Raw genomic sequence first — 21089 nt, 5'->3', positions numbered from 1 at the left:
ACCGCGCACGAATAGTGAGTTACGACAGCGATTTCGGACGATTCGACGGCCTGCGGTGGGAGACTCCGGAGTCATTATTGGGCTGACGGGACTCAATCAATGGGCCGGTCCCGCGAATGCCGCAGGTCGCTCCACAGCCATTAAGGTCACTATCGCGCAGATCCCTACCCGGCTCGGCTGCGCCCGCTTAGGTTCTCCCGGCATCTTTTGGGATGGCACCGTCCTGCTGACATGCTCAGCTGCGTATTTCCAGCTCGCGACCATCAGCAAATGCGGCGGGCTGTCGGGCGAGTTCTCGCCTGGAGGATCAGGCGTGACGGGCTGCTTCTTGAACGAGCTGCACGCGCGAGCTCACGCCAAGCTTGGCGTAGACGTGGGTGAGATGTGACTGCACGGTGCGGGGTGAGACGAACAGCCTTGTGGCTATGTCATTGTTGGCCAGCCCTTCGCTGACGAGTTGAACCACTTGACGTTCGGTCGGTGTCAGGGATCCCCAGCCGCTGGTAGGCCGTTTGCGTTCCCCGCGGCCGCGTTGCGCGTAGGCGATCGCCTCCTCCGTGGACAGGGCGGCGCCCTCGGCCCAAGCCGCGTCAAAGTCTTTCTGCCCCAACGCGTCTCGCAGCGCCGCCACCGAGGCTTCGTGACCTGCTTGTAACATCGGGAAGCGGGCTTGCCCGGTGCGCTGCCGGATGGCGTCAGCCGCCCCGAACAGACGCGCCGCAATTTGATGATCGGCAGTCAACCGGGCCAGGCATTCCACAATGTCGGGTAGCCGCAGATATCCCCGTGTGCGGGCGGTGATCGTCAGGGCCTCATGCGCGTCACGTTCGGCCTGTTCCGGCTCATCCTGCGCGATCGCGACGTAGGCGCGAGCCGTCAGCGCGACCATCTGGTGCCAGCCCGGTACCACCGCGACGGTGTCGTCAACCCAACGGCGAGCAGCGGCCAGATCACCGCAGGCCAGCGCGGCCTCGGCCAGCGGATTGGTGGTTCTGGCGAAGACTTCGCGCGGCGGGATGGTATGCCGCCAGGCCGCCTCGCAGGCCTGTCTCGCCGCAGCAGCATCCCCACCGGCCAGCGCGGCGAGGGCGAACACCGCGTACACCGCGTCGCGGTAGAACCCGCCGATCGCTTCCGAGACCTCCAGCGCAGCTTCGGCTGCGGTGTGCGCGGCAACCGCGTGTCCTTGAAATGCGAGCACTAAGCTCTGAGCGACGTCACCATAGACCTCGGTGGTCAGGTCGCCGGCCGCCTGCGCCTCGTCGGCCAACCCACGTAGAACTCGTCTGGCATCGGCGAGATCTCCTTGCTGCATTAGCGCTAGGCCTAGCCAGACCCGGCAGTTCCTCGAGAAGAACCGGTCGCCGAGCGCATCGGCGAGATCTCGTCCTTCCTCGGCGGCTGCGCGCACCGCCATCGGCTTGCCGGCAAGAGAGGCCATGACCGCTGTCCCGGTGAGAATCTGGCACAAAGCCCACCGATCCCCGGCCGCACGGACCATATCGATCGCCTCGGCGAAGTATGGCTGGGCCACTTCGGCGCTGTAGACGGCGAGCATCCCGCACGCCATCAGGGCTCGAGCGATCAGCGCTGGGTCGTCGAGCTGACGAGCGACGGCCAGGGCTTCGCGCGCCCGATCCAGGCCGGTGGGCACGCCCGCCACCGCTGCGAGAGTGCTGTTGTCGACGACGGCGCGCACCCAGACTGCCGGCGCTACCTCCGGGGGAGGTTTGTCGGTCAATACGGCGTCGAACCCGGCCAAACCTTCCCGAACGCGGCCGCGTCGTTCCCAGAACGGATGCAGTGACGAAACGAGCCGCAATGCCGTCTCGATATCGGAGTTCTCCCGACTCCACGCGAACGCAGCCCGCACATTGTCGATCTCGACGCCCGCCCACTGCAGCAGCCGCTCATCGCCGGCCCGCAGATGCGATTCCAGCGCGGCGGCCGTTTCGGTGTAGTGGTCGCGGTGGCGGGTGCGCACCTCGACGGCCTCACCCGATTCGCTGAGCTTTTCCAACCCGTACTGACGCACCGTCTCCAACAACCGGTACCGCATCCCGCCGCCGACCTCCTCGGCGACCACCAAGGACTTGTCGACCAACAGGCTCAGTTGATCCAGGATCTGATAGCCCTCTACCTCGGTGCTGGCCCCGACGGCTTGGGCAGCATCCAGGTCGAATCCGCCCATGAACGTCGCCAGCCGGCGGAACAACACCTGTTCGGGCTCGGTCAGCAGCGCGTGTGACCAGTCCACGCAGCCGCGCAACGTCTGCTGGCGGCGCACGGCGGTGCGCGCTCCGCCGGTCAACAACCGAAACCGATCATGCAGGCTGTCGACGATCTGGGGCAGCGATAACGCCCGCGTGCGCGCCGCCGCGAGCTCGATCGCGAGCGGCATGCCATCCAGGCGCTGGCAAATCTCGGTGACGAGGGCGACGTTGTCGTCGGTGACACGGAAGTCGGGTCGGGTTCTCCGGGCGCGGTCAGTGAACAGTGCGATGGCCTCACCGTCCAGGGAGAGCGACGGCACCCGCCAGGTCAGCTCGCCGGCCATGCCCAGCGGTTCGCGGCTGGTGGTCACAATCGTCAGCTGCGGGCAGACATCGAAAAGCTCGACGATCAGCTGGCAGCACGCGTCGAGCAGGTGCTCGCAATTGTCGAGCAACAGCAGCATGCTGCGGTCGCCAACAAAGCTAAGGAGTATCTCCATCGTCGAGCGGCCCGGCTGGTCGGGGAGGCCGAGGGTGCGGGCGACGGTCAGCGGCACCACGAGGGGATTGGTGATCGGTGCCAGGTCGATGAACCACACGCCGTCCGGAAACTCACCGACAACGCCGGCGGTGACCTCCACGGCCAGGCGCGTCTTTCCGGTGCCGCCGGCCCCGGTCAAAGTGATCAGCCGGTTGTCGGCGATGATCTGCTGCAGCTCTGCGATTTCGCTTTCTCGGCCGACGAAATTGGTCAGCTGCGCCGGAAGATGCTGCGACACCATGGCTTTGGCCACGCGCAGCGGCGGGAACTCGTTTCGCAGATCCGGATGGCACAGCTGCACCACCCGTTCGGGGCGGGTGACACCACGCAGTTCGTGGGTGCCCAGATCGGTCAGCCACACATCGGCGGGCAGCGTGTCCGCGACAAGTGCCTCGGTGACACCCGAGAGCACGGTCTGTCCGCCGTGGGCCAGGTTGCGCAGCCGCGCGGTCTTGTTGATGGTGGGGCCGATGTAGTTACCCTCATCGCGCAGCTGCACCTCGCCGGTGTGCACACCGATGCGCAAGCTGATCGGCGCCAACGGTGCCCGCTGCAACTCCAGCGCACACGCCAGCGCATCGCTGGCCCGCGCGAACGCCAGCACAAAGCTGTCGCCCTCACCCTGCTCCACCGGGCGCACCCCGCCATGAGCGGCCACCAGCGTCGACAGCGCCCGATCCAGGCGCGCGAAGGCCGCCGTCATCTGCTCGGGCTGGCTCTCCCAGAGCCCGGTGGAGTTCTCGACGTCGGCCAACAGCAGCGTCACTGTGCCCGTCGGCAAAAGCCCGCTCACGCTCAATTCGCTCCAGTCCACCAACGGCAGGTCCGGGCGTGGATCAATCTCGCTCATGCTAGCCAGCATGCGGCCGCCACGCGCCGCAACACATCAGCGCAAACGCGTAGAACCCCGGACTCCCAATGCGGAAATCTCAGGCGTGGCGGGCTGCTTCTTGGACGAGTTGGATGCGCGAGCTCAGGCCGAGCTTGGCGTAGACGTGCGTGAGGTGGGACTGCACGGTGCGCGGTGAGACGAAAAGCCGTGTCGCGATGTCGTTGTTGGCCAGCCCTTCGCTGACCAGTCGAACGACGTCACGCTCGGTCGGTGTCAGTGAACCCCAGCCGCTGGTGGGGCGTTTGCGTTCACCGCGACCGCGTTGTGCGTAGGCGATGGCCTCCTCGGTTGATAAGGCAGCACCTTCGGCCCACGCGGTGTCAAAGTCTTCCTGCCCCAACGCATCCCGGATTGTCGCCACCGACGTTTCGTACCAGGCGTCATAGATTTGGAATCGGACCTCACCGATGCGTTGCCGGATACCTCCTGCCGCGCCCAACAGCCGCGCCGCTTCGCGGGCACTGCCACCCGCACAGGTGAGATCGGCGAGGCACTCGAGCGCGTCGGCAACGCTTAGGCATGCCTGCGTGCGAGCGGCGTGTGCGAGCGCGCCGTGGGCGTCGCGTTCGGCTTGCTCCCGCTCGCCCTGCGCGATCGCCACCCGGGCGCGCGTGGTCAGCGCCACCATCAGGTAAAAGCCGGCCGTGCTCGACACCGCCTCGTCTGCCCAACGGCGGGCGGCAACCAGATCCCGGTCTGCCAGCGCCGCCTCGGCATTCCAGACGCGCTGCGCTGCGCCCGTGCCGGCACCCACAACAATCGGGTACTGCAGGACGGCCTCGCGCGTCTTGTGCACCGCCGCGGCATCTCCGGCGGCCAGTGCCGCAAATCCGCAGATCACGTGCCCGAATACCGCGTACCTCCCGCCAAGCTCCTCGCCGCCTTCGAGGATCGCCTCGGCGGCCGCTCGGGCCGCGGCCGCCTCACCCTGGCGTGCGAGTGCCAGACTCTGGCCGCCGAGACTGGTCACTCTGTACATCTCGTCATGAGCCGCCTCGGCCTCGGTCGCCACCTCGGCGAATTGTGCGACGGCTCGGGCCAGATCGCCTTGCCACATCTCCGCCGACCCGAGGTAAAAGCGACACACACGCGAATTGAACCGGTCGCCGATCGCGTCGGCGAGGTCACGTCCCTCCTCGCCAGCTGCGCGCATCCCGGGCAGGTCACCCTCGATGTGGGCGCTTAGGGCCTGCCAGGCGAGGATCTGGCTTAGCCGCCACCGATCGTCTACGGCGCGCGCCAGGCCGATCGCCTCGGCAAAGTATGCCCGGGCCGCATCCACGTGATTGTCCAAGCCGGCGAGGAAGCCGCAGGCGGTCAACACCCGGGCCAGCAGGGCAGGCTCATTTGCCTCGCGCGCGATCGCCAGGGCCTCTTCGGCCTGATCCAGGCCGGTGACGCCCGAATAAGTATCAAGCAGCGCCTTGTCTGCTAGCGCCCGCGCGCGCACGGCGGCCGCCACCCCGGGGCGCGGCGCGCTGAGATCGGTGAAGGCGGTGTCGAACCAGGCCAGCCCTTCCCGCAGGCGGCCCCGCCCGAGCCAGAGTGGCTGCAGCGACGACGCCAGCGCCAACGCCAGCTCGATAGCGGAGTTTTCGCAACTCCAGCCGAAGGCGGCGCGTAGGTTGTCGACCTCGATTTCGGCCTGCTCGAGACGCTGCTCATACCCACCGCCTGCCGGCGCGTCCAGCCTCGCGGCCATCGCCGTGTAGTAGTCACGATGACGGGCGCGCACAACATCCGCTTCGCCAGACTCGCTCAATTTCTCCAGCGTGTACTGACGCACCGTTTCCAGCAACCGGTACCGCGTTCGGCCCCTGATGCTTTCGGCGACCACCAATGATTTGTCGACCAGCAGGGTGAGCTGATCGAGGACTTGATAGCGCGCGAGCCCGTCGGCGCCGGCGATCGCCTGGGCCGCATCGAGGTCGAAGCCGCCGAAAAACACCGCCAACCGACGAAACAGGACCCGTTCGGATTCGGTGAGTAGCGCGTGCGACCAATCGACCGAGGCGCGCAGCGTCTGCTGTCGGCGCACCGCGGTACGCGCACCACCGGTCAACAGGCGGAACCGGTCATGCAGGCTGTCGAGGATCTCGGCCACCGACAACGCCCGTACCCGCGCGGCTGCCAGCTCGATCGCCAACGGCATCCCATCCAGGCGGGCGCAGATTTCGGCAACGGTAGCGGCGTTGTCGTCGGTGACCCTGAAGTCGACCTGGGCCAGCCGGGCGCGGTCCGTGAACAACTCGATGGCCTCATCAGCCAACGACAGCGACGGCACCCGCCACGTCACCTCACCCGGCACCCCGATCGGCTCACGACTGGTTGCCAGCAACGTCAACCCCGGCGCCCCACCCAAAAGGGCGACAACCAACTCGGCGCACGCGTCCAGCAAGTGCTCGCAGTTGTCCAGCACCACTAACATCTGCCGGTCGCGGGCAAACCGCAGCAGCGTATCCATCGTCGAGCGGCCCGGCTGATCGGGCAAACCCAGCGCGCGGGCCACCGCAACCGGCACCAAAGCCGGATCGGTGATCGGCGCCAGGTCCACATACCCGGCGCCCTCGGCGTAATCGCCCGCGATCTGGTTCGCGACGTGGACCGCAAGACGCGTCTTGCCGGCCCCGCCCGCTCCGGTCAGAGTGACCATCCTGTGTTCGGCCAACAGCTTGCCCACCTCAGCAAGCTGAGCGCCGCGGCCCACAAACAGCGTGAACTGCGACGGAAGACTATGCCCAGCAACACTTTTCACCGTCCGCAGTGGCGGGAAGTCGTTGCGCAGATCCGAATGGCACAGCTGCACGACGCGTTCGGGGCGGGCGACACCACGCAGCTCGTGGGTGCCCAGATCGGTCAGCCACACATCGGCGGGCAGCGCGTCCGCGACAAGTGCCTCGGTGACACCCGAGAGCACAGTCTGTCCGCCATGCGCCAGGTTGCGCAGCCGCGCGGTCTTATTGATCGTCGAGCCGATGTAGTTACCCTCATCGCGCAACTGCACCTCGCCGGTATGCACACCGATGCGCAAGCTGATCGGCGCCAACGGTGCCCGCTGCAGTGCAAGCGCACACGCCAGCGCATCACTGGCGCGCGCGAACGCCAGCACAAAGCTGTCGCCCTCACCCTGCTCCACCGGGCGCACCCCGCCATGAGCGGCCACCAGCTCCGACAACGCCCGATCCAGGCGCGCGAACGCCGCCGTCATCTGCTCGGGCTGGCTCTCCCAGAGCCCGGTGGAGTTCTCGACGTCGGCCAACAGCAGCGTCACTGTGCCCGTCGGCAAAAGCCCGCTCACGCTCAACTCGCTCCAGTCCACCAGCGGCAGGTCGGGACGTGGATCAATCTCGCTCATGCTAGCCAGCATGCGGCCAACACGCGCCGCAACACATCAGCACAACCGCGTACCCGAGAACGCTTACACCGCGTACTCCGGCCCCGCATCCGGAATCTCCACAGACGACGGCGCCTTCTTCAACCCATCAGCACGGGGAACCGACCCCACCGTGGCGGTAAACGGCAATGCGCTCACTCGCGGTGGCATCCGGATTTGCGACCCCCTGAGCTGCGGATCTACGCATTGCAGCCGATGGTCTGGGCCAAAAGTCACCGGATAGTCGACTGAACCGACCCAGGAGGAGCCCGCCATGACCACCGACACCGTCCCCATCGGCAACTGCCCGAGCGTTTTTGACGCGGGCCTGCCCAGCATCGCCTACGACCACCTCACCGACTTCGAGGAGGCGCACCGCATCATCGCCGCGACCCGTCGGCGGGCGCCGATCGCGATGGGGCCTCACGCACCCGAAGTACTGAGTTACGAGCTGGTGCGCGCGGTATTACGCGACTCACACTTCGTCAGCGCGCGCGGACTCGGCCTGGATCTGCAGGGCATCACATCGGGCCCGCTGTGGGACCGGGCAATTGCCAGCATCCTCAGCCTGGACGGCGAGGCGCACCACCGACTGCGCCGGCTCGTCTCCAAGGCGTTCGGGCCCCGCGGCGCCGAACGGCTGCGCACGCTGGTCGTTGAGGTCATCACCGAACTCGTCGACCCGCTCACCCCGGTTGGGCGCTGCGAGGTTGTCAGCGACATCGCCCGCCGCTACCCCACCCCTGTCATCTGTGCCCTGCTGGGCGCACCACGCGAAGATTGGCCGCTGTTTTCCGCCTGGGCTGATGACATCAAAAAGGTGTTCGACTGGAACGTCGCCCAAGACGAGCCGGCGATCCTGGCGGCGTGTGAGCAGCTCGAGGCGTACCTCGAGGACATGATCAACCGCCGGCGCCAGAGCCTCACCGACGACTTGATTTCCGATCTGATCCGCGCCGAAGACGACGGAGACCGCCTCACCCACGAGGAACTGGTCAGGCTGGCCGGCACACTGCTGAGCGCCGGTACCGATACCACCCGCAACCAGCTGGCCGCCGCGGTGCAAGTGCTAGCCGATCACCCCGATCAGTGGACCCTGCTCGCCCAGCATCCCGAGCTGGCCACCAACGCCGTACACGAGCTCATGCGTTATTGCCCGATCGTCTTCGCCATCGCCCGCAAGGCCGCCGAAGACGTCGAATTGGCCGGGGTCACCATCCCGGCAGGCACCCTAGTGCTGGCCAACACGGCCTCGGCCAACCGCGACCCCGCCATATACGACCAGCCAGATCGCCTCGACATCACCCGCGACGACCCACCAGCGATGCTGACCTTCGGCGGCGGCGTGCACTACTGCCTGGGCGCACACCTGGCCCGACTCGAGCTCACCGAGGCGCTGCGCATCATTACCCAGCGCATGCCCAACCCCCGCCGGACCGAGCCCGCGCAATGGAAGGCCCTGACCGGAATCATCGGCCCGATCAGTATGCCGCTCGAATTCGACAACGGGCGCTGACGCGTGTGGCGCCGCTTACCCACGACGGACCGCCTCGTGGGCGAGTTGCACCCGCGGCCCAGCTCAACTCCGCGTGTCTTTCAAATCCGTATCTCGGCTGGGCTGCACCCGTTTCGGCTCGCCCGGCATCTTCGGATAATTCGGCGGATACGGCATGTCTTCGAGCCCACGCTCCTCGTCGGCGTCGGCCAACTCCAGCAGTGGAGCGATCGACTGGGCGACGTCATCCATGTCGGCCCACGGATCCTCGCGGCGCGCTACCAGATCGGGCACGGTGGCCATGGTGTAGTCGTCCGGGTCAGCGCCGGCCAGCTCGTCCCAACTCAGCGGCGTGGAAACGGTCGCGATCGGGGTGCGGCGCACCGAATACGGCGACGCCATGGTGCGGTCGCGGGCGTTCTGGTTGAAGTCGATGAAGATGCGCTGGCCTCGTTCTTCCTTCCACCACGACGTGGTCACCGCCTCGGGTGCGCGGCGCTCGACCTCCCGGGCCAGCGCGATGCCCGCCCGGCGCACCTGAATGAAGTCCCACTCAGTGGCGATCCGCAGAAAGACGTGAATCCCGCGGCCCCCGGACGTCTTCGGGTAGCCGACCAGACCGAGTTCGCCGAGCAACGGATGCAGCACGTCGACGGCGATAGCGCGTGCGTCGGCAAACCCTGTGCCCGGCTGCGGGTCCAGGTCGACGCGCAGCTCGTCGGGGTGCTCGGTATCGGGGCAGCGCACCTGCCACGGATGCAGCGTGACCGTGCCCATCTGCGCGGCCCACACGACCGCCGCGGGGTGGGTCACCTTCAGGGCGTCGGCGGTCCGTCCCGACGGAAACGTCACCCGGCACGTCTCCAGGTAGTCGGGATGGTGCTGCGGCACCCGCTTCTGGTAGATCTCCTCGCCGTCGATGCCGTCCGGGAAACGCTGCAGGTGGGTCGGGCGGTCGCGCAGCGCCGCCAGCATCGGACCCCCGCACAGGGCCCGGTAGTACTCGACGAGCCGCCCCTTGGTGCCGTTCGATCCCAGCTCGGGAAAGTACACCTTGTTGGGGTTGGTCACCCGAACCGCGATGCCATCGACGTCGAGTTCTTCAGCTGCGGCGGCCATATATCGATTCCAGCACGCCGAACGCCAGAATGGACCCATGGACTTACCCGTCATGCCGCCGGTGTCGCCGATGCTGGCCAAATCGGTCAAATCGATTCCACCGGACGCGTCGTATGAGCCCAAGTGGGATGGCTTCCGGTCCATCTGTTTTCGGGACGACGACCAGGTCGAACTGGGCAGCCGCAACGAGCGCCCGATGACTCGCTACTTTCCCGAACTTGTCGCGGCCGTCAAAGCGGAGCTACCGCCACGCTGCGTGATCGACGGCGAGATAGTGATTGCCACCGACCGGGGCCTGGACTTCGAGGCACTGCAGCAGCGCATCCACCCCGCCGACTCGCGGGTGCAGATGCTGGCCGAGCGCACACCGGCGTCGTTCATCGCGTTCGACCTGCTGGCCCTCGGCGACGACGACTACACCAAGCGTCCGTTCAGCGAGCGCCGCGCCGCGCTCGTCGACGCGCTGGCGGGTTCTGGCCCGTCGATCCACGTCACGCCGGCGACCACCGATCAGGCGACAGCACTGCGATGGTTCGACGAGTTCGAGGGCGCGGGGCTGGACGGCGTCATCGCCAAGCCGGTGACCATCACCTACCAGCCGGACAAGCGCGTCATGTTCAAGATCAAGCACGAACGCACCGCCGATTGCGTGCTGGCCGGTTATCGGGTGCACAAGTCCGGCGGCGACACAATCGGCTCACTGCTGCTCGGGCTGTATCAGGACGATGGCCAACTCGCGTCGGTGGGCGTGATCGGCGCCTTTCCGATGGCCGAACGCAGAAGGCTCTACGCCGAGTTGCAGTCGCTAGTCACCGGTTTCGATGAGCATCCGTGGAACTGGGCCGCGCACGAAGCCGGCCAACAAACCCCCCGCAAGAACGAGGGCTCGCGCTGGAACGTCGGCAAAGATTTGTCGTTTGTGCCATTGCGACCAGAGCGGGTGGTCGAGGTCCGCTACGACCACATGGAAGGCCCACGGTTCCGCCACACCGCACAGTTCAACCGCTGGCGCCCCGACCGGGACCCGCGCTCGTGTACCTATGACCAACTCGAACAGCCGCTCACCGTCAGCCTCGGCGAGATCGTGCCCGGACTCGGTTCGTGACGAAATCGCTTCCGCCGCACAGCCACCGATTTCGGGGGCATCGGTCGCGGCGAGTCCAGTCGCAGATTAGCGCCATCCCGCTCGAACACACCGTTAAGCTGTCGTGATGCACTTAGCCGCACTGCTCGTGGCAGGTAACGCCACAATGGAAGGCGGCGCGATCAACGCCACCTGCCTACCCACCACCAGTTACGACGTCGACCAAATCCCCTTATGGTTAACGGTTCCCGTCCTTGTCGTGGTGCACGCCCCGCGCGGCGATGACTACGACCCGCAGTTGTTCGTGGTGTGTAAGGATCCCGGCGGGACCCGACGCGGAACGGTCCGATTCGCTTGGGGTTGGCCGGACCAGGGCGACAAGCAGTCAAAGTACCGGTGTTTCACCGAGCAGTTCTCTTTCGCTATCGAGTCCGAAGGTGAGTACACCATCGGCGTGTACCACGACCCGGACGCGACCCGCGAGGTGGGCCCGCCGATCCCGCTCTCGATCGCACTGGCCGGAGGCAGCCCAATGGCGAATAACGGAGCCGGCAGTTAACTAGACGGCGACCGTGAGGGCGGACAAGCCGCGCAGCGTGACGTTGGTCTTGTACTGCGGTTCGCTGTCCAGATGCGCGCCACCGAATCGCGCCGTGATCGCCGAGAGCGCCACGCTGGCTTCCAGACGCGCCAGCGGCGCGCCGATGCAGTAGTGGATGCCACGTCCAAAACCTAAGTGCCGCAACGTTCCCCGATCCGGGTCGAAGATGTCGGGTCTGCCGAACTCGGCGGGATCCCGCTGCGCGGCGGCGAGCAACAGCATCATCACATCACCCGCGGGCACCTCAACGCCTCCAATCGTCATGTCGTCGGCGGCAATTCGGCCGACCATCTGCACCGGCGGGTCGTAACGCAACGTCTCCTCGATGACGGCGGGCGCGCGATCCGCGTCGGTACCCAGCGCGGTCCAATGCGACGCTTCGCGCAGCAGCGCCAGAACCGCGTTGGCGATCAGGTTGACCGTCGTCTCGTGTCCTGCCACCAGCAGCAGGACGCACGTGGAGACGATCTCCTCCTGGCTCAGCTGATCGCCGGATTCCTCGACCGCGACCAGACCCGACATCAGGTCGTCGCCGGGCCGCGACCGGCGCAGCTCCATGAGCCCGTGCAGGTATTCGCGCAGCCATAGGCCGGCCTCCAGACGTTCGTTCATGCCCTCCGACGGCGCACCGGTGAACGTGAAGAACGGGTCCAGCGCCTGAGCCAGCAGCGCCGACGCGTGACTGAACCGGGGTTCGTCCTCCAGCGGGACGCCGAGCAGCCGGCAGATCACCGCCACCGGTAGCGGATGGGCGAAGTCCTCAACCACATCGAAACGTCCCTTTTCGGCGATCCGGTCGAGTAATCCGTCCACCAGCGCGCCGATTTCGGGTTTGAGGCCGCTAACCACCTTCGGCGCGAATGCCTTGCTGACCAACTTGCGCAGGCGGGTGTGATCGGGCGGATCGAGGAACAAAAATCCCGGCGGAAATTGCGGGCGCGGCACCGACGGGTCCGCGAGTTGTCGTTGCGCAATCGTCGACTTGAGCCGGTCGCTGCTCGAGGACGGATGTCGCAGCACTTCGTCGCAGTCCCGGTAGGTCGAGAACACCGCGAGGTTTGCCCCGGGCAGTTGGAACGGTCCCTGCTCGCGAAACTGAGCGTAAACCGGATACGGATCGGCCCGGTTGGCCTGGTCCAGCAGCTGCAACAGCAGAACCTGAGGCTCAACGTGCTCCGTATGGATCGTCGTCATGCTGACATTGTGCCCGTTGCCGGCGTTGGGCAGCCGTCTCAAAAAAAGGCAGCATTGATCGCACGGCCGCGTAGCATCGGCGCCATGACGGTGCTACGCACATGTCGCCTGAGCCTGGTCACCCTGCTGCTGGCCGCCTCCACCTTGATGCTGGCCACCCCGAGCTACGCGTGCGCGTGCGGCGCCGCGGTCGCCCCCAGCGGCACCCAGGCCACGATGAATAATGAAGTGGCACTGGTACATTGGGATGGATCGACCGAGACCATCGTCATGCAGTTGGCCCTGAACGCCACTGCGGACAGCGTCGCCCTGGTGGTGCCTACCCCCACCCCGGCGACCGTCACGTCGGCCGGCGAGGCCACCTTCACCGAGCTGGGTTCCCTCACGGCGCCGCAAACCCAGCAGCGCCGACGTTGGAAACTGGGCCTAATTCTCTTCGCCGGAGCGTCACGCACGGGTGCGGCACACACCGGAGCCCCCAGCGTCGTCAACCAGGTGAACCTCGGCCCCTTGGAAGCCACAACGCTGACCGGCGGCGACCTGAGCGGGCTGCAAAAGTGGTTGTCCGACAACGGCTATGCCATCCGCCCCGCGGTGACGGACGCGCTGGACCCCTACGTGCGTGACGGCTGGTCGTTCGTGGCGATCCGCCTCACGAGTGCCGCTCCGATTGTCGGCGGCCTCGACCCTGTGCGGATGACGTTCCAGTCTTCGCAACTCGTTTATCCGATGCGCCTGTCGGTCGCCGCACCGGACGCTCAGCAGGTCACCGTGTACACCCTGTCCGACCACCGGCAGCAGCGCACCGACGCCGACGCCACCAAGCAGTCCACCGAGGTCCAGTTCGCCGGCAATGTCTCCGGCGCGGTGCACGACCCGCTGTTGCGTGAACTAGCCGGAGACCATGGCGCGTATCTGACCAAGTTTGCGGTGAATATCCCTGCACCCAAACAGATTTCATCAGACTTCAGTTTCGGCAACGCGCCTAATGACGACGCGTACCGCCAAGTGGTCTACGAGGACCACGACATCGTCATCCCGCTAGAACTAGTCATCTTCGCCGTGTTGGTGTTCGCCGCGATCACGGCGGCGGTGATCGTTGTGGTGGCCGTGCGGAGCGGGAGCCGACGCGCCTAACCACGCAACAGTCCGCGATGTGGTTCGCGAGTGCCTCGCGGGCCTCTTGTTCAGCCAATGGCTGGCCCCGTTGCGTCAGGGACCCTCGCTTAACGCCTTCACCGAGGGATCGGCCATCAGCCGATCGAGAAAGCCGAGCTGCCCCTTGAGGATTTTGGCGCGCGCCCGCGCTACCGGAAACCAGCCGACCCGATCGACCTCGGGGAACTCCCGCGTCTTGCCCGAGCCCTTGGGCCACTCCAGTTCGAAAGTGTTGCTGCGCGCGTCGGTGATGTCGAGGTCGGCGCGCACCGCGAAAGCGCTGACCACCTTGCCCCCGGATTGCTTGAGCGAACCGAGATCGATGCATGGCCCGGTCGGCACCGGTAGACCGATCTCTTCACAAAACTCGCGCTGGGCCGCTGGCCAGGGATCCTCGTCGTCGGTGTGCTCACCCTTCGGGATCGACCAGGCGCCGTCATCCTTGCGAGCCCAAAACGGTCCGCCCGGATGAGCGAGCAAGACTTCGACTACACCCTCGCGCGCTCGGTACAGCAACAGCCCGGCGCTGAGTTTCGGCATGAGCGGGATCCGTCAGACGCCGATCGCCTGTTCCAGATCCTTCAACGACGACTCCAAATGCACGAGCAGCCGCTGCAGGTGTGGCACGCTGCGCCGGCATCCGACCAGACCGAAGTCGAGGTTGTCCGCGTTGTTCACCAGCGTCATGTTGAGTGCCTGGCCGTCCAGCACGCTAGACAGCGGGTAGTTGCCGTCTAGGCGCGCGCCGCCGCAGTACATCGGCACCGTCGGCCCCGGAACGTTCGAGATGACGAGGTTGAACGGCGGCGGCGTCGAGGACACCCAGCCGGGCACCGCCGCCAGGGCCAGCGGTGCCATGTTGACCGCCGACAGCGCCAACGCCTGGGTGCGCGGCAATTGCGAGAACACCTGCTTGTTGTTGCGCATCGACTCGCTGATGGTGTCCAGGCGGACCGCGGGGTCATCGGTGTCGGTGGCGAGATTGCAGAGAATCGCTCCGACCAGGTTGCCGCCGCTGTCGGCCTCGTCCTTGGTCCGGAGGCTTACCGGCACCATCGCGACCAACGGCGTGTCCGGCAGGGCGTTCTGCTCTAGCAGGTAATAGCGCAGGGCACCCGAACACATAGCCAGCACAACGTCATTGACGGACACCCCGGCGGCCTGTTTGACAGCCTTGACACGCCCCAGCGAATAGGACTGGGCCGCGCATCGGCGGGCGCCGCCGATCTTGACGTTGAACATGGTGCGCGGGGCGCCGAAGGGCACCGTCAACCGCTGCTCGACGAGCGCCGCACGAGCCAGTGTCACCGTCGACGGTCCAAGGGCCGCAAGCGATCCCGCCGTGCGCGCCAGCGAGCGCACCCGGGACGTGGAGCGGGGCCTGGGCTTGTGCTTGGGCTTGGGCAGGCTCCAGATCGCGTGTACCTCGGCGTCGTCCGGGTCGTCGGACAGTGCGCGCTGCATCAGCTTTAGCGCCGAGACGCCGTCGATCAAGGAGTGGTGGAACTTGGTATACAGGGCAAAGCGGCCATCCTGCAGTCCCTCGATCACATGCCCTTCCCACAGCGGCCGGTGCCGATCCAGCAGGCCGCTGTGCAGTCGGGAGGTCAACTCCAGGAGGTCACGGACGCGGCCGGGTGAGGGCAGCGCCGAACGCCGGACGTGGTAGTCGAGGTCAATCTCTTTGTCGTGAGTCCAGGCGACCTGCGCGATCCCGCCCATGAACGTTGCCGGCCGCTTCAGGAAGGCGGGCTGGAAGTCCTGATTGGCGACCAGGCCGTCGTAGAGCTCTTTGACGAAACCTTCGCCTGCGCCCTCGGGCGGTTCGAACAATTGCAACCCACCGACGTGCATGGGGTGCTCCCGAGACTCACCCAGGAGGAAGATCGAGTCGGTGGGCGCTATCAGTTCCATCCACCCATTAGAACCCCACGGCCAAACCGACCGCGAGCACCTGTCCGGTCGGGCACCGTCGACTGTGAACGCGACGACGCGACACGCCGCCATAGCGTCGCATGGTTCACAGTCGCCAGATGATTTTAGGAGGTCACCATGACCAGTGCGTCCAAGCTTCGCGTGATCCAGTGGGCCACGGGGGGTGTCGGCAAGGCCGCCATCGAGTGCGTCCTTAATCACCCGCAGCTCGAACTGGCCGGATGCTGGGTGCACAGCGCCGACAAGAACGGCGTCGACGTGGGTCAGATCGTCGGCACCGGACCGATGGGTGTCACGGCTACCTCCAGCATCGACGAGGTACTGGCCCTCGACGCCGACTGCGTGGTGTACAGCCCGCTGATCCCGAAAGACGAAGAGGTCCAAGCCATTCTGCGGTCAGGCAAGAACGTGGTCACCCCGGTGGGATGGGTGTATCCCGACCTGGACAGCCCGCCCGTCAAAGCCCTCGTCGAAGCCGCGACCGAGGGCGGGGTGACGTTGCACGGCTCCGGCATTCATCCGGGCGGTATCACGGAGCGATTCCCGCTCATGCTGTCCGGGCTCTCGTCGGCGGTCACCCACGTGCGCGCCGAAGAGTTCTCCGACATCCGCACCTACAACGCGCCCGACGTGGTGCGCCACATCATGGGCTTCGGCGGAACGCCCGAGGAAGCCATGCAGGGCCCGATGGCTACCCTGCTGGAATCGGGCTTCAAGATGTCAGTGCGAATGATCGCCGATCACATGGGATTTCGCATCGACCCAAACATCAGGACCAGTCAAGACATCGCCGTCGCGACGGGTGACATCGACTACCAAGCGGTGCCCATACCCAAGGGAACCGTGGCCGCGCGCCGGTTCCGCTGGCAAGCCCTTGTCGAGGGTGAACCGGTAATCACCGCGGCGGTCAACTGGCTGATGGGCGACGAAAACCTGGACCCAGCCTGGAATTTCGGCGGACGCGGTGAACGCTTCGAAGTCGAGATCACCGGCGACCCAACCGTGAGCCTCACCTTCAAGGGACTGCAACCACCGACAATCGCCGAAGGGCTGAAGCGAAACCCCGGTGTCGTCGCGACGGCCAACCACTGCGTTAACGCCATCCCCGTCGTGTGCGCCGCCGAACCCGGTATCAAGACCTACCTGGACCTGCCGCTGTTCGCCGGCCGCTCGGCCCCCAACCTGGCCGCGACGGCATGAGCTACACGCACCCCGACTCGCTGCGCGGCCACGTCGCGATCGTCACCGGCGCCGCCCAAGGCGTCGGCAAGGGCGTCGCCACGGCGCTGCTCGAACGCGGCGCCGCCGTGCTGGTGGTCGATATTCTCGGCGAAAAGCTCAGCGCCACAACAACCGAACTAGGCACACTGGGCCGGGTCGAGCAACTGGTCGCCGACCTGCGCGACCCGGACAGCGCCCGGCGCATCGTGGCCGCCGCGGTCGAGGCCTTCGGCACGGTGCACGGCCTGGTCAACAACGCGATCGCCACCAACGAGCCCAAGTCGTTCGTGGACATCACCACCGGTGACCTGGCGCTCGGTTACGACGTCGGACCTCGGGCGACATTTCTGCTCATGCAGGCCGTGCACCCGTTGCTGGTCGAGGCCGGCGGCGGGTCCATCGTGAACCTCGGCTCCGGGACGGGCACCGGCGGCGAACCCAATTGGGGCGGTTACGCGGCCGCCAAGGAAGCCATCCGCGGGCTGTCGAAGGTCGCGGCCCTGGAATGGGGCCGGGACAACATCCGTGTCAACGTCATCTGTCCGTTCGCCGAGTCCGACGGCGTCAAGCTGTGGAAGCAGTTCGCCCCCGACGATTACGCGAAGGCGGTCAGACGCATCCCGATGAAGCGCATCGGCGACGTGCGCACCGACGTCGGAGCGCTGGTCGCGTTCCTGCTCAGCACGGATGCCACGTTCATCACCGGTCAGACCATCCACGTCGACGGCGGGATCGGCGTCTTCCGGTGATCGCCACTGCCGCGGGCGTTTCACCGCGAGATCTCGTTGACTCTGCGCTGAGGGTGCCGCCTACTCGAACTTGTTCGCCGTAGACGCAGAGTCAACGGCATGGAGCCGATCGTTACGGCACGATCGCCGGCGGGTAGGGCAGGTCGGTGCTGGTGTGGGGATCCACCAGCACCGGATGCCCGAGGTAGGGGAAGGCCCGCTGCGAGCACGCGGGTCGGTCGCAGATCTTGCATCCGGCACCGATCGGCACAATCGCCTCGGCGTCGGCCAGGTCGATGCCCACCGAATAGATCAGCTTCTCGGCATGATCGACATCGCACCCGAGTCCGATCGCGAAGCTCTTATGCGGGCCCAGGTACCGGCTGGACTCCGTCGCGGTGGTCCTGGCGATCCAGAAGTACGTGCGTCCATCGGGCATCTGCGCTACCTGTGTCAGGAATTGATCGGGCCGTGAAAAGGCATGGTGCACAACCCATAACGGGCAGTTTCCGCCGACACGTGAGAAGTGAAATGCCGTGGCGGACTGCCGCTTGGAGATGTTTCCCGCGCTGTCGGTGCGGACGAAGATGAATGGGACGCCGCGCGCTCCCGGCCGCTGCAGGGTGGACAGGCGGTGGCAGATGGTTTCGAAACCCACCTCGAAACGCCTTGCCAATTGGTCGATGTCATAGCGGACGCTCTCGGCGGCATCGAGAAATCTTTGGTAAGGCAGGAGCAGGGCACCGGCGAAGTAGTTGGCCAGCCCGATGCGCGCCACGCCCCGCGCATCGTCACTGAGCTGGTCGTCGCTGGCGATGATGCCGGTGATCAGCTCGCCCTGGGTGAGCAACGCGATCTGGGTTGCGAGCTGAAAGGCCCGTTGCCCAGGATGCAGCCACCGCGCCAGGTACAACGTCTTCGATTCGGCACGAAACAGGCGTTTGGAGTTGGGTGTCAGAGCCTTGCCGCCATCGATCACGACAGTGACGCCGAGTCTGTCGGCCAGCAGCTCCGCCAGCTGGCCATCGAGGCCGCCCACCTGCAGGCGGCTTTGGTTGAAGAGCCGTTCGGCGGCAACGTCGAGGGCTCCGATGTAGTTCTTGCGGTCGTAGAAGAAGTCCCGGACTTCCTCGAATGGCATCGGCTGTTGGGACGGCGCCGGTGTCTCCGAAATTTCCAGGTTGGCGCGACTATGCAACGCCTCGAGGTCGGCCGTGGCATCGTGCAGGCGCCGGTGCAGATTCACCAGCGTCTGACCGACCTCCGGCATCCGGGCGACGAGCTCTTCGATCTGCGCAGCAGTCGCCGGGCCCTCGGCGAGGACCTCGCGCAGGTCCGAGACTAGCCGGGCATCCGAATCCGGGGCGAAGTACTGGGCGGGCAGGTCGAAGCGCTCGGTGATGCTGAGCAGTACCGACACCGTCATCGGGCGCTGGTCGTTCTCGAGCTGGTTGACATAGCTGGTCGATAGTCCCAGCGCACGCGCCAGCGCCACCTGGGTTAGCCCGTGCTCCTCGCGCAACCGCCGCAGCCGGGCCCCGACGAACGTCTTCGCCACCTGTGTCACGGTACGCCGCCCGCCTTACACAAAATCCGCAAAATCTCGCGCATATGGACGCAAAATTACACTTTTACAGTGTCTTTACCCCATGCGGGTCACTGCGTACTGTGCGGCTTATGCGGATTCATGACGTTCGAGCCCGGCGCAGCTCCGACGATTTTCCCCGTGGTGAACACCTCGCGTGGAAGATCGCCGAGGTAGCTGCCGACCCGGTCGCCGTGCCGGCCGAGACCGAGACGATGGTGATCAACCGCATCATCGACAACGCCTCGGTGTCGGCCGCGTCGGTCCTGCGCCGCCCGGTAGCCACCGCGCGCGCGCAGGCGCTGGCGCGCCCCCACCCGGCCGAGGGCGCCAAGGTCTTCGGCGTCGAGGGGGACTACGCACCGGAATGGGCGGCCTGGGCCAACGGCGTCGCCGTGCGCGAATTGGACTATCACGACACTTTTTTGGCCGCCGAGTACTCACACCCGGGCGACAACATCCCCGCCCTGGTTGCCGTCGCCCAGCACCTCGGCATCGGCGGTGCGGACCTGATCCGCGGCATCGCCACCGGTTACGAGGTCCAGGTGGACCTGGTCAAGGGAATCTGCCTGCACGAGCACAAGATCGACCACGTGGCGCACCTCGGCCCGTCGGTGGCGGCCGGCCTGGGCACGATGCTTCGCCTGGACAAGGAGACCATCTACCAGGCGATCGGTCAGGCGCTGCACCTGACGACGTCCACCCGCCAGTCCCGCAAGGGCCTCATCTCGAGTTGGAAGGCATACGCACCCGCCTGGGCCGGCAAGGTCGCCATCGAGGCCGTCGACCGCGCCATGCGTGGCGAAGGCGCGCCCGCCCCGATCTGGGAAGGCGAGGACGGGGTGATCGCCTGGCTGCTGTCGGGTCCCGAACACACCTATCAGGTCCCGCTGCCCGAGCCCGGCGAGCCCAAGCGCGCGATCCTGGGCACCTACACCAAAGAGCACTCGGCGGAATACCAAAGTCAGGCCCTGATCGACCTCGCGCGCCGCATGCGCGAGCGGATCGGCGACCTGGACCAGGTCGCCACGATCGTGCTGCATACCAGCCACCACACCCACTACGTGATCGGCACCGGCGCGGGCGACCCGCAGAAGATGGACCCCGACGCCTCCCGGGAGACGCTGGACCACTCGGTCATGTACATCTTCGCGGTCGCGTTGCAGGACGGCGCCTGGCACCACGAGCGGTCCTACGCGCCCGAACGCGCACACCGGCCCGACACCGTCGAACTGTGGCACAAGATCTCCACGCTCGAAGACCCGGTATGGACCCGTCGCTACCACAGCACCGATCCCGCGGAGAAGGCATTCGGTGCCCGTGCCGAGGTCACCCTGAAAAGCGGCGAGGTGATCGTCGACCAGATCGCCGTCGCCGACGCTCACCCGTTGGGCGCCCGGCCCTTTGATCGCAAACAGTACGTTGGGAAGTTCACCGAGCTGGCCGAGGGTGTGGTCGACGACGCCGAGCAACACCGCTTCCTGTCGGCGGTCGAGGGTCTTTCGGACCTGCGGCCGGGCGGCCTCGGCGCACTGAACATCGTCGTCGATCCGGTGGTGCTCGACAAGGCGCCAACCATTCCGGCGGGGATCTTCTGATGAGCGGGTTGCTAGGCAGCGCAGTGCCCGCACCCGAGAAGCGCGCGCGGTTCCGTAAGGCACTGGAAAGTGGACGGCTGCAACGGTTTCCGGGCGCTTTCTCGCCGCTGGTCGCCAAGCTCGTCGCCGAACTCAGGTTTGACGGCGTGTACGTGTCCGGGGCCGTACTCGCCGCCGACCTCGGTCTGCCCGACATCGGGCTGACCACGCTGACCGAGGTCGGCGCGCGCGGCGGGCAAATCGCGGCGGTGACCGACCTGCCCACCTTCATCGACGCTGACACCGGCTTCGGCGAGCCGATGAGCGCCGCCCGCACGGTAACCGTTTTGGAGGACGCCGGGCTGGCCGGCTG

The 21089-nt window shown here is 66.4% G+C and carries 15 protein-coding genes; 8 read left to right on the top strand and 7 right to left on the bottom strand.

Annotated elements, in window-relative coordinates; all coding sequences use genetic code 11:
• Positions 1 to 307: 307 nt before the first annotated feature.
• Both JO236_RS07260 and JO236_RS07255 read right to left on the bottom strand, forming a co-directional pair.
• On the bottom strand, positions 308 to 3604 hold the full coding sequence (locus tag JO236_RS07260) for a LuxR C-terminal-related transcriptional regulator (protein WP_416362181.1): 3297 nt from the start codon (positions 3602 to 3604) through the stop codon (positions 308 to 310).
• A gap of 79 nt (positions 3605 to 3683) precedes the next feature.
• Positions 3684 to 6944: a helix-turn-helix transcriptional regulator gene (locus JO236_RS07255; RefSeq protein WP_293326723.1), complete on the bottom strand. Its 3261-nt coding sequence runs from the start codon at positions 6942 to 6944 to the stop codon at positions 3684 to 3686.
• Positions 6945 to 7293: 349 nt separating this feature from the next.
• Here JO236_RS07255 and JO236_RS07250 point away from each other — a divergent pair, with 349 nt between their 5' ends.
• Positions 7294 to 8535: a cytochrome P450 gene (locus JO236_RS07250; protein WP_293326717.1), complete on the top strand. Its 1242-nt coding sequence runs from the start codon at positions 7294 to 7296 to the stop codon at positions 8533 to 8535.
• A 63-nt stretch (positions 8536 to 8598) separates the two neighbouring features.
• On the opposite strand, the gene JO236_RS07245 is transcribed toward JO236_RS07250, so the two are convergent.
• Complete coding sequence (locus JO236_RS07245; protein WP_293326714.1) at positions 8599 to 9633, bottom strand: DNA polymerase domain-containing protein; 1035 nt, start codon at positions 9631 to 9633, stop codon at positions 8599 to 8601.
• A 37-nt stretch (positions 9634 to 9670) separates the two neighbouring features.
• Here JO236_RS07245 and JO236_RS07240 point away from each other — a divergent pair, with 37 nt between their 5' ends.
• Both JO236_RS07240 and JO236_RS07235 read left to right on the top strand, forming a co-directional pair.
• Positions 9671 to 10738, top strand: coding sequence for an ATP-dependent DNA ligase (locus JO236_RS07240; protein WP_293326711.1), 1068 nt, complete (start codon positions 9671 to 9673; stop codon positions 10736 to 10738).
• 106 nt (positions 10739 to 10844) lie between these two features.
• Positions 10845 to 11276, top strand: a complete 432-nt coding sequence (locus JO236_RS07235) for a hypothetical protein (protein ID WP_293326708.1) — start codon at positions 10845 to 10847, stop codon at positions 11274 to 11276.
• Here JO236_RS07235 and JO236_RS07230 read toward each other — a convergent pair whose 3' ends face one another.
• Complete coding sequence (locus JO236_RS07230; RefSeq protein ID WP_293326704.1) at positions 11277 to 12512, bottom strand: cytochrome P450; 1236 nt, start codon at positions 12510 to 12512, stop codon at positions 11277 to 11279.
• A gap of 84 nt (positions 12513 to 12596) precedes the next feature.
• Here JO236_RS07230 and JO236_RS07225 point away from each other — a divergent pair, with 84 nt between their 5' ends.
• A complete protein-coding gene (locus JO236_RS07225) occupies positions 12597 to 13649 on the top strand; it encodes a DUF2330 domain-containing protein (protein WP_293326701.1) in 1053 nt (350 codons plus the stop codon).
• Positions 13650 to 13724: 75 nt separating this feature from the next.
• Here the strand turns inward: JO236_RS07225 and JO236_RS07220 are convergent, their stop codons facing one another.
• Both JO236_RS07220 and JO236_RS07215 read right to left on the bottom strand, forming a co-directional pair.
• A complete protein-coding gene (locus tag JO236_RS07220; RefSeq protein WP_293326699.1) occupies positions 13725 to 14210 on the bottom strand; it encodes an NUDIX domain-containing protein in 486 nt (161 codons plus the stop codon).
• Positions 14211 to 14222: 12 nt separating this feature from the next.
• A complete protein-coding gene (locus tag JO236_RS07215; RefSeq protein ID WP_293326697.1) occupies positions 14223 to 15584 on the bottom strand; it encodes a WS/DGAT/MGAT family O-acyltransferase in 1362 nt (453 codons plus the stop codon).
• Between the two features lie 138 nt (positions 15585 to 15722).
• Here JO236_RS07215 and JO236_RS07210 point away from each other — a divergent pair, with 138 nt between their 5' ends.
• Positions 15723 to 16805 (top strand): dihydrodipicolinate reductase, encoded by a 1083-nt coding sequence (locus JO236_RS07210; protein WP_293326696.1) that lies wholly within the window; start codon positions 15723 to 15725, stop codon positions 16803 to 16805.
• Positions 16802 to 17575 (top strand): SDR family NAD(P)-dependent oxidoreductase, encoded by a 774-nt coding sequence (locus JO236_RS07205; RefSeq protein WP_293326693.1) that lies wholly within the window; start codon positions 16802 to 16804, stop codon positions 17573 to 17575. Before JO236_RS07210 ends, JO236_RS07205 begins: the two co-directional genes overlap by 4 nt.
• Positions 17576 to 17687: 112 nt before the next feature.
• On the opposite strand, the gene JO236_RS07200 is transcribed toward JO236_RS07205, so the two are convergent.
• Positions 17688 to 19121, bottom strand: coding sequence for a short-chain fatty acyl-CoA regulator family protein (locus tag JO236_RS07200; RefSeq protein ID WP_293326690.1), 1434 nt, complete (start codon positions 19119 to 19121; stop codon positions 17688 to 17690).
• 110 nt (positions 19122 to 19231) lie between these two features.
• On the opposite strand from JO236_RS07200, the gene prpD reads away from it, so the two are divergent.
• Entirely contained in the window at positions 19232 to 20737 is a 1506-nt protein-coding gene (gene prpD / locus JO236_RS07195; RefSeq protein WP_293326687.1) for a 2-methylcitrate dehydratase PrpD, read from the top strand.
• A partial coding sequence (locus tag JO236_RS07190; protein ID WP_293326683.1) for an isocitrate lyase/phosphoenolpyruvate mutase family protein occupies positions 20737 to 21089 on the top strand: 353 nt, incomplete at its 3' end. The genes prpD and JO236_RS07190, both read left to right, overlap by 1 nt.

The sequence above is a fragment of the Mycobacterium sp. genome (assembly GCF_019247635.1).
GTDB lineage: Bacteria > Actinomycetota > Actinomycetes > Mycobacteriales > Mycobacteriaceae > Mycobacterium.
This window is presented reverse-complemented; position numbering and strand designations above follow the sequence as displayed.